At 68.0% G+C, this 13,146-nt stretch carries 13 protein-coding genes and 1 pseudogene; 1 reads left to right on the forward strand and 13 read right to left on the reverse strand.

Annotated features, from left to right (window positions below; translation table 11 throughout):
* Window positions 1-621: pseudogene (locus CFB18_RS08695) on the forward strand (tetratricopeptide repeat protein); the annotation flags it as partial.
* A gap of 502 nt (window positions 622-1,123) precedes the next feature.
* On the opposite strand, the gene CFB18_RS08700 reads toward CFB18_RS08695, so the two are convergent.
* The 13 genes from CFB18_RS08700 to CFB18_RS08765 all read right to left on the reverse strand — a co-directional run bounded on the left by CFB18_RS08700 (window position 1,124) and on the right by CFB18_RS08765 (window position 13,144).
* Window positions 1,124-2,185, reverse strand: coding sequence for a glucose-1-phosphate thymidylyltransferase (locus CFB18_RS08700; RefSeq protein ID WP_088571477.1), 1,062 nt, complete (start codon window positions 2,183-2,185; stop codon window positions 1,124-1,126).
* A 46-nt stretch (window positions 2,186-2,231) separates the two neighbouring features.
* Window positions 2,232-2,834: a CpsD/CapB family tyrosine-protein kinase gene (locus CFB18_RS08705; RefSeq protein WP_088571425.1), complete on the reverse strand. Its 603-nt coding sequence runs from the start codon at window positions 2,832-2,834 to the stop codon at window positions 2,232-2,234.
* Window positions 2,835-2,847: 13 nt separating this feature from the next.
* Window positions 2,848-4,149 (reverse strand): YveK family protein, encoded by a 1,302-nt coding sequence (locus CFB18_RS08710; RefSeq protein ID WP_088571426.1) that lies wholly within the window; start codon window positions 4,147-4,149, stop codon window positions 2,848-2,850.
* A 697-nt stretch (window positions 4,150-4,846) separates the two neighbouring features.
* Complete coding sequence (locus tag CFB18_RS08715) at window positions 4,847-5,533, reverse strand: YveK family protein (RefSeq protein WP_088571427.1); 687 nt, start codon at window positions 5,531-5,533, stop codon at window positions 4,847-4,849.
* Window positions 5,530-6,696, reverse strand: coding sequence for a glycosyltransferase (locus CFB18_RS08720; protein ID WP_088571428.1), 1,167 nt, complete (start codon window positions 6,694-6,696; stop codon window positions 5,530-5,532). Before CFB18_RS08720 ends, CFB18_RS08715 begins: the two co-directional genes overlap by 4 nt.
* A gap of 7 nt (window positions 6,697-6,703) precedes the next feature.
* The gene (locus tag CFB18_RS08725) at window positions 6,704-7,396 is read right to left on the reverse strand and encodes a ribonuclease HII (RefSeq protein ID WP_088571429.1); all 693 of its coding nucleotides are present in this window, start codon (window positions 7,394-7,396) and stop codon (window positions 6,704-6,706) included.
* On the reverse strand, window positions 7,350-8,111 hold the full coding sequence (locus tag CFB18_RS08730; protein WP_088571430.1) for a dolichyl-phosphate beta-glucosyltransferase: 762 nt from the start codon (window positions 8,109-8,111) through the stop codon (window positions 7,350-7,352). The genes CFB18_RS08725 and CFB18_RS08730 overlap by 47 nt, the downstream gene beginning before the upstream one ends.
* A gap of 78 nt (window positions 8,112-8,189) precedes the next feature.
* The gene (gene mnmA / locus CFB18_RS08735; RefSeq protein ID WP_088571431.1) at window positions 8,190-9,317 is read right to left on the reverse strand and encodes a tRNA 2-thiouridine(34) synthase MnmA; all 1,128 of its coding nucleotides are present in this window, start codon (window positions 9,315-9,317) and stop codon (window positions 8,190-8,192) included.
* A complete protein-coding gene (locus tag CFB18_RS08740) occupies window positions 9,314-9,583 on the reverse strand; it encodes a hypothetical protein (RefSeq protein WP_143597563.1) in 270 nt (89 codons plus the stop codon). Before CFB18_RS08740 ends, mnmA begins: the two co-directional genes overlap by 4 nt.
* Window positions 9,584-9,588: 5 nt before the next feature.
* On the reverse strand, window positions 9,589-10,905 hold the full coding sequence (locus tag CFB18_RS08745) for an RNA-guided endonuclease InsQ/TnpB family protein (protein WP_088571433.1): 1,317 nt from the start codon (window positions 10,903-10,905) through the stop codon (window positions 9,589-9,591).
* A gap of 72 nt (window positions 10,906-10,977) precedes the next feature.
* Complete coding sequence (locus CFB18_RS08750; RefSeq protein ID WP_159461661.1) at window positions 10,978-11,391, reverse strand: Uma2 family endonuclease; 414 nt, start codon at window positions 11,389-11,391, stop codon at window positions 10,978-10,980.
* A 29-nt stretch (window positions 11,392-11,420) separates the two neighbouring features.
* Complete coding sequence (locus tag CFB18_RS08755; protein ID WP_088571435.1) at window positions 11,421-11,666, reverse strand: DUF2283 domain-containing protein; 246 nt, start codon at window positions 11,664-11,666, stop codon at window positions 11,421-11,423.
* A gap of 305 nt (window positions 11,667-11,971) precedes the next feature.
* A complete protein-coding gene (locus tag CFB18_RS08765; RefSeq protein WP_088571437.1) occupies window positions 11,972-13,144 on the reverse strand; it encodes a cysteine desulfurase family protein in 1,173 nt (390 codons plus the stop codon).
* Window positions 13,145-13,146: the final 2 nt, after the last annotated feature.

Consider the following 13,146-nt stretch of genomic DNA (forward strand, 5'->3'; position numbering starts at 1 on the left):
GAAGCGGTGGAACTCTACCGCCAGCTGGCCGTCCAACACCCCCAGGCCTTCCTCCCCAACTTGGCATCGAGCCTCAACAACCTGGGTGATAGGCTCTCCGAAATGGGAGAGCCGGAGAACGCCCTGGCGGCCTATGAGGAAGCCGTGCGCACCCTGCTGCCGTTCTTCCGGCACCTGCCCGCGGCGTTCGCGGATGACATGCGATATATGCTGCGCAACTATCTGTCCGCGTGCGGGCGGGCGAAACGAGAGCCGGATTGGGAACTGGTGAAGGAGACGCTCTGGGTCGACCCTTCCCTCGCGCTCTCCCCCACGGTCATGGGGCTGGCGCCGCTGCTGCGGGCGGTGGCGGCCGTGGCGCGGGGCACGGCGGGGCTGGAAGTCGTGCAGGCGGTGGAGGAGGCGCTGGCCGGGATGCGCCAGCGGGAGGAGTGGCGGGCGCTGGCGGAGGCCCTGGGGCGGCTGCGGGCGGGGGAGCGGGACCCCCAGGCGCTGCGCCAGGGGCTGGCCTTAGATGCCATCGATGAGCAAGCCCTGGCGCTGGTGGAAGGAGCGGTGGCGGATGAGGAGGTGTGGGCGCTGCTTCAGGGGCTCGCGAAGGAGGAGCAGAGCGCCGAATGAATGCGGCCTCCGGAGGCCTTCGGCCCGCGGTCGGCCCTAAGCGTCGAATGAATTCGACCTGGTGAGGCCTTCGGCCGGCGGTCGGCCTGCGCCGACCGGGAGGTGTCATTTGCGTCGGCAAAGGCCGACGCTTGGCGCGCAAGCGACTTGGAAGGCCGATTTCAATCGGTAGGAGCGGCTTTAGCCGCGACCATGGCGGGATCGAGGAGAAGGGGTTTGGGATAAAGGGCTCCTCCTTCCCAATGATCACTGTTGCCATCGGGACGCCGATTCGGGGCTAAAGCCCCTCCTACAAAAAGCGACCATTGCGGGCAGAAAGCCCTTCCCTCAGAAACGATCGCCGGTGCCATCGGGACCCCCTCCCCGGAGCGAAGGCGCAGGGCGCGAGAAGGCACCGCGAGGGGCCGAAAGGAATCCCGCCCGGCTGCTCCCCGGCAAGCCCCCGATAAGGCCGAGCCGCCTCATCCGCGTGTTCACGCCCGATTCGAGGACAGGATGCCCCTCAAAGAATCCCCACCTGACTGTAGTCCCCCAGGGTGAACTTATAGGCCCGGGGCTTCATGGGGGAGTGGGTGATCACCACCCGCCGGCCGATCAGGCTGTCGGCGATGCGGGGGATGTCCTCGATGCGGCAGTGCTCCAGGACGATGCTGTGCTCGATCTCGCTGTTGATGATCTCGCAGTGATGATAGATGCTGGTGAAGGGGCCGATGTAGCTGTTGATGATGCGGGTGTGCTCGCCGATGATGGCCGGTCCGCGGATGCGGCTGTTGATGATCTCCGCCCCCCGCTCGATCACCACCTTCCCCTCCAGGGCCGAGTCCCGATCCACATAGCCCTCCACCCGCGGCTCCAGCTCCTCCAGCACCAGGCTGTTGGCCGCCAGCAGGTCGATGGGCTTGCCCGTGTCGATCCACCACCCCGTGTGGATATACGGATAGACCTTGTAGCCCTTCTCCACCAGATACTGGATGGCGTCGGTGATCTCCAGCTCGCCCCGCCAGCTGGGGCGGATGGCCTCGACGGCCTCGAAGATCGGCGGCCGGAACAGATAGATCCCCACCAGGGCCAGGTTGCTGCGGGGCTCCCGGGGCTTCTCTACCAGCCGGACGATGCGCCCGTTTTCCAGCTCCGCCACGCCGTAGTGCTGAGGGTCCGGGACCTCCTTGAGGACGATCTGGGCGTCGTATTCGCTCTCCAGGAACATCCGCACCAGGTGGCGGATCCCGCCCTGGATGACGTTGTCGCCCAAAAACATCACGAAGGGGGTCTGGCCCAGGTAATCCCGGGAGATCTTCACCGCGTGGGCCAGGCCCAGGGGCGCCTCCTGGCGGATGTAGGTGACCCGCACGCCCCAGCGGCTCCCATCCCCCACCGCCGCCATCACCTCGGGGGCGGTGTCCCCCACCACGATCCCGACGTCGGTGATCCCCGCGTCTCTCACCGTCTCGATCACTCGGAAGAGCACCGGCTTGTTGGCGATGGGGAGCAGCTGCTTGGCGCTGGTGAAGGTCAGGGGGTAAAGGCGGGTCCCCTTCCCCCCGCTCAGGATCAGCGCTTTGATCCCGCTCATCCTCTTCCCTCCTTGTTCGGACTGTTCTCGAAATCGCTCAATGCCACAGGATCACACCGAGGACCGGGACGTGGAGCCGTTCCAGGGCCTCCCGGGCGCGGAGCAGATCGGCCCGATGGGTGCGGCGGGCGCGGACGACCAGGAGGGCCCCGTCACAATGCTCCGCCAGAGCCAGGGTCCGGCTGGAGCGCTGGGGCGCAGGCGCGCAGATCAGGATGCGCTCGGCCCGCCGCCGGAGGGCCTGCACGAGCTCCCCCGCCCGCCGGGCCGGCAGGGCGGCCGGAGGCGGCTCCGCGGCGCCGGCCGGCAGCAGCCATAACCCCGGGACCCCCGTGGCCATCAGGCTGGCGTCGATGGATCCGCCCCCCTCGCCGATCAGGGCGGCCAGCCCGGAGGCAGGCGAAAGGCCGAACCGCCGGTGCAGCCCCGGGCGCTCCAGGTCCGCGTCCACCAGGAGGGTCTGGCGGCCGGCCTCGGCGAAGGCGATGGCCAGATGGGCCGCCACGGCGTCGGCCGCCTCCCCCGGGGAGGCGGGGGCCAGGAGGAGCGCCTGCAGCGGATGCTCCAGCCGCAGGGCCTCCAGGTTCATCCGCAGGATGCGATACGCCTCGGCGACGGGTTGCGGGAGCGACCGTTCCATGCGGAAGCCTCCCCTATGGCCGGGGGGTCGGGCCAGGGATCGGCCCAGGGAGGCGGGCGGCCGCCGGGGCCGCCATCCACCGGCGCAGGTTCTCCAGGCCTTCCTGGAAGAACATCACCCCCAGCCCGAGGGCGAACCCCAGCAGCCCGCCGATGGCGACGTTCACCCGCGTCTGGGGCCGAAACCGGGTGTAGATCGGCTCATCCACCAGCAGGGCGTCGATTCGGTCCTCCTGGCGGAGCTTCTTGTTCTCGCTCCGCCGCCACTCCACGAATTGCTCCGCCCACCGTTTGGCGATCCGCTTCGCCAGCTCGCCGTCCGGGGCCCGGACCTCCAGGCGGATCACCATGCTGCGCTCGTCCAGGGAGAGGGACATGTTCCGCCGCAGCGCTTCGGGGGCCATCGTCAGCCCCAGCTCCTGGATCACTCGGCGCGCCGAGGGCTGATCGGGATGGTCGCCGCCGTAGACGCTGGAGAGGATCGCCAGGTAGCTGTTGAGCAGGGTTTTGGCCGCCTGGCTCTGGCCGAAGTCCGGCCGGGCGGGCTGCACGGCGATGGTCGCCACCGCCCGGTAAACCGGCGTCTGCAGCCGGCTGAAGACGAAAGCGGCTCCGGCGGCCAGCACGGGGAAGGCCACCAGGGCCCAGCCCCGCCGACGCAACAGCCGGAGGTAGTGCTGGAGGAGCAGCCACTGTTCGGAGGCCCGGGCGGCCCCCAGCTCCAGCCATCCGGCCAGCAAGGCCAGGGCTCCGCCCAGCACCAGCCCCAGCACGGCTCCGGCCGCCACGTTGAACGTCGTCTGCGGGCGGAACCGGCCGGCGACCGGCTGATCCACCAGCAGGGCATCGATCTGATCCTCCTGGCGCAGCCGCTGGTTCTCCGTCCGCCGCCATTCCACGAACAACTCCGCCCACGTGCGGGCGATCTGCTGGGCCACCTCCGGGGCATAGGAGCGGACCTCCAGCTCGATGAGCAGACTGCGCTCATCGGCGGAGAAGATCGCGTTCCGCTTCAGCTGCTCGGGCGTCATGTCCAGCTGCAGGGCCTGGATCACGCGGCTGGCGGAGGGCTGGTGGAGATCCCCCCCGCCGTAGGTGCTGGACATGATCTGCACGTAGCTGCTGAGCAGGGTTTTGGCCGCCTGGCTCTGGCCGAAGTCCGGCCGGGCGGGCTGCACGGCGATCGTCGCCACCGCCCGATAAACCGGCGTCTGCAACCGGCTGAAGACGAAGGCGCTTAAGGCGGTGGCCCCGGCCAGGACCGGGATCAGCCAGCCCCATCGGCGCAGGATGTAGATCAGATCCCACAGGCTCATCGATCCGCTGACCTCCTGTCCGGGATCCCCTCTTGGTCCTGCTTGTGCCAACCCGGCATCGGCCGCGGCGACAACCTCTCCGTAGAGAGGGCTTTCGGCCCCGAACCCTTGCCCGCAATGGCGTAACCAGCCACTTTTGAAGGGGGGCTTCAGCCCTGAACCGGTCTCCCGAGGGCCACAGCGATCCTTATCTGAAGGGAAGGCCTTCAGCCTGCAATCCCAATCTTCTTCGATCCCACAAGGTCGCGGCGGAAGCCGCTCCTACAGGGATTGGCCTCCTTCACCCTCAAACCCTGTTCCGAACCGATCCTGAGGATGGAGACCGAAATTTCTTTCGGCCTACGAGCAAGGCCGCGCCGAACGCTGCCCCGGCTCATGCCACAAACCCAGGGTTGCCCTGCGCCGGGCGTCGGCCCCTTCGCGCCGATTGAAATCGGCCTTCCAAGGCGCTTGCGCGCCAAGCGTCGGCCTCCGCCGACGCAAAAGATGCTTTCCCGGTCGGCGCAGGCCGACCCTCGGCCGAAGGCTTTTGCGCTGATTGAAATCAGCCTCCCAAGGCGCTCCGCGCCGGGCGTCGGCCTCCGCCGACGCAACGGTATCGGTCGGCGCAGGCCGACCGCCGGCCCAAGGCCCTTGAGGTCGAATTCATTCGACACCCAAGGCCGACCGCCGGCCGAAGGACCTCGCCAGGCCGGATTCATTCGGCGCCTATCCCTCCTCCCTTGGGGATCTCCCCCAGGACCCGCAGGCCCAGCCGCTCCACGTCCCGGCGATCCCAGATCCGCGGATCGGTGAAATCGGCCAGGAACGCCAGGGTCAGCCCCAGCAGGAGCCCCAGGGCGATCCGGAAGAGCCCCTCCAGGCGGGCGCGCAGGGAGGGAGCCGTCGGCGAGGCCGCCGGCACATCCAGCGGCGTGAGGGTCCCGGTCCCCACCGCCTGGGGCCACACCCGGCCCACCTCCTCGCGGGCCACCCAGGCCGCCGCCTGCGCGATGGCCTCGGCCGTCCGGGGATCCGGAGCCGTGACATACAGGACCACCAGGGAGCGCTGGTAATCCGTGGCGATCGCTCCCTGAACGGCGGGCGCGGAGAGCGCGGGGCCTTGCGCGGAAAGGACCGCCGCCACCCGTTCCGCGAAATCCCGGCTGCGCATCCAGGCCGAGGCGGCGGCGGCCAGGTATTCACTGGACAGCCACCGATAGTAGCCGTCGTAATCATAGTCGGCCGACCCTCCCGGCCGAACCCCCACGGCGAAGCGGATGGAGGCCTGATAGGCCGGCGGGGCGGGCCGGGCCAACGCCGCAGCCAGAACCCCTATCGCCGTCGGGATCAAGGCCAGCCATCCCCAGCGTTTCAGGACACGGGCCAGATCTTCCAGGGTCATCCCACAGGGCTCCGGAGCGCAACGGTGAGATCCTGAAACCGGGCCAGCAGGGTGGATTCCACCTCCTGGCCCCGGCGGGCAGCTTCCCACGCCGCTTCCACAATTTCCTCTATTTTTTCCTGGAACCTCCGCCTGTCAAACCGCTCGGCATAGCGGCGGATGTCCCAGGGATCGAAGCGGAGCTCCTCCAGGTGCCGGACCGCCTCCGCCAGGCTCTCGGGGGTGGGTTCCCGGAAGAACACCCCGGTCACCCCCTCCACCACGGTGTCTAAGGCGCCGCCGGCGGCGAAGGCGACCACCGGCCGTCCCGCCGCCATGGCCTCCACCGGGGCGATCCCGAAGTCCTCGACCCCCGGGAAGATGAACGCGCGGCACCGGGCGTAGAGCTCCGCCAGCTCCGCATCGGAGACGCGCCCCCGGAAGGTGACGGTCGGGCCCGCCATCGCCTCCAGCCGGGGCCGATCCCGACCGTCCCCGACGATCACCAGGGGCCGCCCCAGCCGGTTGAAGGCCTGGATGGCCAGGTCGATCCGCTTGTAAGGGACCAGCCGGGAGACGATCAGGTAGTAGTCTTCGACCTGGGAGGCGGGCTGGAAGCGGGACACCTCCACCGGAGGATGCAGGAGGAGGGACGGACGCCGGTAGAACTTGCGGATGCGCCGGGCCACCTCCGAGGAGATGGCGATGAAGAGATCCACCCGATCGGCGGCCAGGCGATCCCAGAGCCGCAGGGCGGCGATCAGCGGCCGCAACCCGCCCCGGAGGAAGCGGGGCAGCCGCTCCCGGGCCACGTATTCCTCGTAGCCCCAGACGTAACGGGTGGGGGTCAGACAATAGCACACGTGGACGGTGGAGGGGCCAGTGACCACCCCGTGGCAGAACCCGCTCTTGTTCGACAGCACCACATCGTAATCCGAGAGGTTGAGGGCGTCGAAGGCCATGGGGTAAAGGGGAAGATAGAGCTGATGATGGCGGTGGATGAAGGGGAGGGCGTCCAGCCAGGTGGTGCGGATCTCCCACTCCCGGTAGCGGGCCGGCATGCGGTGGCGGTCGTAGATACTGGTGTAGATGGGGGCCCCGGGGAAGATCTCCTTCAGGGCCTCCAGCACCACCTCCGCCCCGCCCATCTGATTCAGCCAGTCATGGACCAGCGCGACGCGCATCCTCGGATCACCCGCCTCGAATGTCCCCACAGAAGGACGGTTCCTCCCCCTCGCGGAAGAGGAGGCCATGGACCGGGGCGAAGGTTCGGCGGTGGATGGGGCTGGGGCCGTGGAGGCGGAGGGCGCGCCGGTGGGCCGGGGTGCCGTAGCCCTTGTGCCGGGCGAAGCCGTAGGCCGGGTAGAGCCGATCCGCTTCCACCATCCACCGATCCCGCGTCACCTTGGCCACGATGGAGGCGGCCGCCACGGAGAGGCAGCGCGCGTCCGCCCGCACCAGAACCCGCTGCGGGAGCGAGACCGGCAGGGTCAGGGCGTCCACGATCAGGGCCTCCGCGGGGATCGGAAGAGCCCGCAGCGCCCGCTCCATCGCCAGGCGGGTGGCCGGGACGATGCCCAGGGCGTCGATCTCCTCCGGTCCGGCCATCCCCACCCCCACCGCGAGGGCCACCCGCAGGATCTCCGGCAAGAGCGCCTCCCGCTCCGCCGGGGTCAGCATCTTGGAGTCCCGCACCGCGGCCAGCGCCGCGCGCAAACGCGCCGGCTCCGGCGGGAGGATCACCGCGGCGGCCACCACCGGCCCCGCCCACGCGCCCCGGCCCGCCTCATCCAGGCCGGCGACCCTTCGATAGCCCTGCCGCCAGAAGGCCCTCTCCTCAACCAGGGTCGGACGCGGAAGGGAGGCGGATTTCCGGCCGGGCATAGCGGCCTTTCCAGGCATTCCAGCGGATCCGAAACAGATCGCGGAACATGTTCAGGCTGTCCCGGAACAGCCGGACCCGGCTCTCCGGGTTGAAATACCAGGTCACGGGGACCTCCACGATGCGATAGCCGCGCTGCCGCGCGATGAAGAGCACCTCCACGTCGAAGCTCATGCCGTCCAGCTGCTGGACTCGGAAGAGATCCTCCGCCACCTCGGCCCGGAACATCTTGAAGCCGCACTGGGTGTCCTGAAAGTCCGGGAGGGCCAGGAAGCGGACGATGGCATTGAAAACCCGTCCGATCACATGGCGATAGAGGGGCTCGCCGATGCGGCGGGCACCGGGGGCCTCCCGGCTCCCGATGGCGATGTCGAAGCCATCCAGCTGCGGGGGGAGGAACTTCACCACCTCCTCGATGGGGGTGGAGAGGTCGGCATCGCAGATATAGCGATAACGGCCCCGGGCGGCCAGCATCCCCCGGCGGACGGCCAGCCCCTTCCCCCGGCGGGGCTCCCGGATCAAACGGACGTAGGGGTGATCCCGGGCGAAGGCCTCGGCGATCTCCGCCGTGCGATCCGTGCTGCCGTTCTCCACCACGATCACCTCGGCGGAGCGGTCCCACGCCCGCAGGAAACGATCGATCTGCTCCAGGGCCCGCGGGAGCCGGCCCTCCTCGTTGTGGGCGGGGATGATAATCGAAAGAAAGGGCTCGCTCATCCGGCCTCCCTTATGGGTCTCGCCGGGAGCCCAGGATATCACGGGGGAATCAGAGGCGCAATGAAGAAGGCTCGACCCTCACAGGAGGGCGGCGCGCGCGGCGATGGCCTCCATGGCCTCAGGAGGCGGCTCCCGCTCCGCGCGGACGATGATCCCCAGACCCAGCACCACCTCCCCCTCATACATCACCGCCGCCTGCCCGGGCGTGAGGTCCCGCATGGGCTCGTCGAAGATCACCTGCGCCCGGCGGTCGGGCATGGGCAGGATCCAGGCGGGCACCTCCCGGGCCCGATACCGGATCTTGACGGTGGCTCGGAAGGGCTCCGAGGGAATCTCGCCGCTGACGAAATGGAGGCCCTCCAGCAGGGCGACGCGGCGGCCCAGCTCCTCCACCGTCCCCACGATCACCGCATTGCGCTCCGGATCCAGATCCACCACGTAGAGGGGAACCCCGGCGGCGATCCCGAGGCCGCGACGCTGGCCGATGGTGTAGAAGGCCAGCCCCTGGTGCTCCCCCAGAACCCGACCCCGGGTGTCCAGGATCGGGCCCGGTCGGAGGGCCTCCGGGGCGTGGCGGCGCAGGAAGGCCCGATAATCCCCGTCCGAGAGGAAGCACAGGTCCTGGCTCTCCGGCTTCTCGGCCACCGGGAGCCCGAAGCGGCGGGCCAGCTCCCGGACCTGCTCCTTGGTGTATTCGCCCACGGGGAACAGGGCGTGGCGCAGCTCCGCCTGTCCCAGCACGGCGAGCACGTAGGACTGATCTTTGCGGGGATCCACCCCCCGCAGGAGCTGGTAGCGCCCATCGACCTGGCGGACCCGAGCGTAGTGGCCGGTGGCCAGGAACTCCGCTCCCAGGGCCAGGGCCCGCCGCAACAGCCAATCGAAGCGGACGAAGCGGTTGCACCGGAGGCAGGGGTTCGGCGTGCGGCCGGCCAGGTATTCGGCGATGAAGAAATCCACCACCGTCTTCTTGAAGAAATCGGCCACGTTGAGCACGTAGAAGGGGATGCCGAGATGGTCGGCCACCCGGTAGGCCAGCTCCATGTCCTCCAGGGTGCAGCAGCGGTTGGTCGAGGCGCCGGCGCTCTCTCCCTCGCCCCACAGACGCAACATGATGCCGATCACCTCGTAGCCCTGCTCCACCAGCAGGGCGGCGGCGACGCTGCTGTCCACGCCGCCGCTCATCGCCACCACCACACGGGTCATCCTGCTCCTTTCCAGGCGGCCCACACCTCATCCGGCGTGGGCAACTTCCGGCCGCTTCCGGGCTCGACCAGCCGCAGCCACTCCCCCTCCGCTCGCAGATCCAGGCCCAGGAGCTCGCTGCGCAGAGTCAGGGGCTCCGCCGTCTGCGGCGGGATGGGACGGTAGCCTTCCGCAGACAGGCGAAACCCCCGCAGGGGCGGATTCAGGTATTCCCCGAAGGGATCGAACAGGAAATACTCCTGCACCGTTCCGCAGCGCATTGTCATTTGTTTCACCCCGAGGGGCGAAACCCATGACCGGCTGCTTCCTGCTTCCTCGACCCGTGGCTCGTAGACCGACCAGAGGCCGTTCCGCCGCCAGAGGGGTCTCCACAGGCGTCACTTCCCGGGGAACTCCCGGTAGGGCCTTTCAGGACGGCCAGCCCATAGTTTCGCAGGTTGAGGGCCGCGTTGAGATCCCGGTCCATCTCCAGCCCGCAGGCTTCACAACGGAAGACCCGCCGGGACAGCGGCAGCGCCGGGCCAATCCAGCCGCACCGCGAGCACATCCGGGTGGATGGAAAATGCCACGGCGCCGTAATCAATACGGACCCATACCAGCGGCACTTGTATTCCAGCATCCGCCGGAAGGACCCCCACCCCACATCCGAGATGGACCGGGAAAGATAGGGGCTCCGCGCCAGGCCCCGCACGTTCAAATCCTCCACCACCAGAACCGGCTTGGCTTTCGCCAGCTCGGTGGTGACCTTGTGGAGAAAGTCCCGGCGGATGTTCCGCACCCGACGGTGCAATCGGGCCAAGCGCAGGGCGGCCTTCTCGTAGTTGCGGGGGAAAACCGTCCGCTTCCGCTCCTCCCCCGTCTCCGGATCCTGCTCCACCACCGTCCGCTTCTGCTTGCGGGAGAGCTGCTTCGAACGGCGCTTCAAAAGCCGCAGAGCCCTCGCCAGCGGCTTCGGCGCCTCGATCCGCGTGCCATCGGAGAGCACGGCGAACGAATCCAGCCCCACATCGATGCCCACCACGTCCTCCGGCCCCCGGGCCTCCCGGGGCTCGGGATCCAGGCGCTCCACCTCGCAGGTCAGGCTCACAAACCAGCGATCCGCCTCCCGGGAAACCGTGGCCGAAAGGATGCGGGCTTTCCGATCGTGGAGGAGGGCGACCAGCCTGTCGGTCCGCTCTTTGGTGCGCACCTTGCCGATGCGGGGAAGCTGGACGTGCCGGGGGGTGACCCGGATGGAGCCGGTGAGTCTCGCCCCGTTGTCCTCAAGGACCTTCTTGCGCCGGAAGCGGGGAAAGCTGGCCCGACCATCCCGCCAGTTGCGGATAGCCCGCTCCAGGTCCCGGAAGGCCTCCTGGGGGGCGCACTTGGACACCTCCACCCACCAGGGGGCGTGCTGCCGCTTCCACGCGTTCCACATCCTGTGGAGGTCCATCGCGGATGGGATCCGCTCGCCGTGTGCCAGGGCCTCCCGGCAGCGGGCCAGGCCCCAGTTGTAGGCGAAGCGGGCGGCGCCCACGTGCTTCGCCAAGGCGATTCGGGCCTCCTGGTTGGGGTCCAGCTCAAAGCGAAAGGCCTGCATCACCCGCATGCCAGCGCCTCCGGCGCCCGCCGGGCCCGGTTCCGGGCGGGCCACTCTGCTTCCGGGTCCGGTCGGAGCGCTTCATGGCCGAAATCGATGATAATAAAAACGGCAGCTGCTGGCAACCCCCAGGGCCTCGTAGAGGCCTTTCTTGGACCCCAGATCTTCCCAGCGAGTGGAGGCCGAGGTCAGCTCGATCACCACATCGGGACCTTTGCCTTCCTCCCACACTTTATAGATCCGACGGGGCCGACGCGGGATCCCGAAGACCACAAAGAGGTCCGGCACCACCACAGCCCGCGGGTTCCCTTCCACGTAGTAGATCAGCAGGTTGCCGCTGACCACCACATCCGGGCGATGTTCAAAAAAGTGACGAAGGGCAAAGAGGAGGTTGAACAGGTTGTCCCGATGGATCTCCGTCTCCGCCACCGGCCGCCCATCCCCCTCCGGGTAATGAACGTCTTCCAGCGCCCCCTGAATCCGCTCCACGCGCATCGGCCCTCCTCCGTACATCCAGACCCAGGTTATTCCCCCCGGAGGAAGCCCCTTCGGCTGGCATGAAGGATGGTGTAACCGATCACACGTCCCTCGCGATAACGAACGATGATATCCTCATCCGTCAGCTCGCTCTCGGTAGCCGGAAGAGGATCGCCGAAACTCACATACAACACATCCGCCTCTGCATCATACGAGAGCTGGATTGTTTGCTGCGGAGTCTCCCGGATGTAGGGCAATAGATCGAGATAAATCTCTATCTCTTTCATGGCCATATCTGCCTCTTATTTCTACGTATTGAGCTAATTTTTCTGGTAAAGAAAGCCGTGATAACGAAACCATCGTGCTCAAACTCTCGATAAACAACCACAAGCCATTTGCCTGCCTCTACTTCTCGGAGCGCGAGCAACTCGTCAAGTGGACCAGCAAAGATCTGTTCTGGATGCTCGATGGTATACAGGATCTCCTGTTCCCAGCCGGCGAGCTCCGGATGTCCTCTCAGAATATGCAACCAGCGCTCTTGTGTGAGGCGGATAGGGATCCCATTTCGGGAACAGACTTGGGCGAGCATCGGTGGCCCTCACACCTCTATGGCCTGCATCTCCCGCAGGCGGGCGACGGCCCGGGGCAGCACCTCCAGGACGGTCTCGATGTCCTCCTCGGTGTTGGACTTGCCCAGGGTGAGCCGTAAGGAGCCGACAGCCCACTCGTGGGGCAGGCCCATCGCCAGCAGCACCTCCGAAGGCTCGGGCCGGCCGCTGGTGCAGGCGGAGCCGGTGCTGGCGGCGATCCCCTCCACATCCAGAGCCAGCAGGAGCTCCTCGCCGTTGATGCCCCGGAACACGAAGCTGGCGTGATGGGGCAAGCGCTCGGTGGGATGGCCGGTCAGGCGCGCCTCCGGCACCCGCTCCAGGATCCCCTGGATCAGGCGGTCCCGCAGCCGCCGCAGCCGGGCGTTCTCGCTCTCTCGGCTCTCCTGGGCCAGGCGCAGGGCCGTGGCCAGCCCCACGATCCCGGCTACGTTCACCGTGCCGGCCCGGCGGCCCCGCTCGTGCCCGCCCCCGGTAATGACCGGCAGATACGGCGTCCCCTGGCGGATGTAGAGCACTCCCACCCCTTTCGGGCCGTAGAACTTGTGGGCCGACAGGGTCATCAGATCCACCCCCAGCCGGTTCACGTCCAGGTCCAACATCCCCCCCGCCTGGACCGCATCGGTGTGGAAGGGGATCCCTCGGGCCCGGGCGATGCGGGCGATCTCGGCGATGGGCTGGATGGTGCCCACCTCGTTGTTGGCATACATCACGCTGATCAGGATGGTGTCCTTGCGGATCGCCCGCCCCACCTCATCGGGGTCCACCATGCCGTATTCATCCACCGGCAGGTAGGTGACCTCGAAGCCGAAGACCTCCTCCAGCTGGCGGGCGGTGTTGAGCACGGCATGATGCTCCACGGAGGAGACGATGAGATGATGGCCCCGGCCGGCCCGGCGCTGGGCGAACGCCACCCCCCGCAGGGCCAGGTTGTCGCTCTCGGTCCCCGACCCGGTGAACACGACCTCGGTGGGATGACAACCCAGGATCTCCGCGACCGTCCGGCGGCTCTCCTCCAGGGCCCTGGCCGCCGCCCGGCCGAAGCGATGGATGGACGCCGAGTTGCCGTAGATCTCGGTGAAATAGGGCTGCATTGCCTCCACCACCCGAGGATCCACCGGCGTGGTGGCGGAATGATCGAGATAGATCCACCGCATCCCCATGG

This window comes from Thermoflexus hugenholtzii JAD2 (assembly GCF_900187885.1).
Lineage (GTDB): Bacteria > Chloroflexota > Anaerolineae > Thermoflexales > Thermoflexaceae > Thermoflexus > Thermoflexus hugenholtzii.

What these genes read in the sequence shown, in the direction of transcription:
- CFB18_RS08755 (WP_088571435.1), bottom strand. Translation starts at nt 11,666, where the DNA reads ATGGCCATGAAAGAGATAGAGATTTATCTCGATCTATTGCCCTACATC.
- CFB18_RS08730 (WP_088571430.1), bottom strand. Translation starts at nt 8,111, where the DNA reads ATGAGCGAGCCCTTTCTTTCGATTATCATCCCCGCCCACAACGAGGAG.
- CFB18_RS08725 (WP_088571429.1), bottom strand. Translation starts at nt 7,396, where the DNA reads ATGCCCGGCCGGAAATCCGCCTCCCTTCCGCGTCCGACCCTGGTTGAG.
- CFB18_RS08740 (WP_143597563.1), bottom strand. Translation starts at nt 9,583, where the DNA reads ATGACAATGCGCTGCGGAACGGTGCAGGAGTATTTCCTGTTCGATCCC.
- CFB18_RS08765 (WP_088571437.1), bottom strand. Translation starts at nt 13,144, where the DNA reads ATGGGGATGCGGTGGATCTATCTCGATCATTCCGCCACCACGCCGGTG.
- CFB18_RS08750 (WP_159461661.1), bottom strand. Translation starts at nt 11,391, where the DNA reads ATGCGCGTGGAGCGGATTCAGGGGGCGCTGGAAGACGTTCATTACCCG.
- CFB18_RS08705 (WP_088571425.1), bottom strand. Translation starts at nt 2,834, where the DNA reads ATGGAACGGTCGCTCCCGCAACCCGTCGCCGAGGCGTATCGCATCCTG.
- mnmA (WP_088571431.1), bottom strand. Translation starts at nt 9,317, where the DNA reads ATGACCCGTGTGGTGGTGGCGATGAGCGGCGGCGTGGACAGCAGCGTC.
- CFB18_RS08710 (WP_088571426.1), bottom strand. Translation starts at nt 4,149, where the DNA reads ATGAGCCTGTGGGATCTGATCTACATCCTGCGCCGATGGGGCTGGCTG.
- CFB18_RS08745 (WP_088571433.1), bottom strand. Translation starts at nt 10,905, where the DNA reads ATGCGGGTGATGCAGGCCTTTCGCTTTGAGCTGGACCCCAACCAGGAG.
- CFB18_RS08715 (WP_088571427.1), bottom strand. Translation starts at nt 5,533, where the DNA reads ATGACCCTGGAAGATCTGGCCCGTGTCCTGAAACGCTGGGGATGGCTG.
- CFB18_RS08720 (WP_088571428.1), bottom strand. Translation starts at nt 6,696, where the DNA reads ATGCGCGTCGCGCTGGTCCATGACTGGCTGAATCAGATGGGCGGGGCG.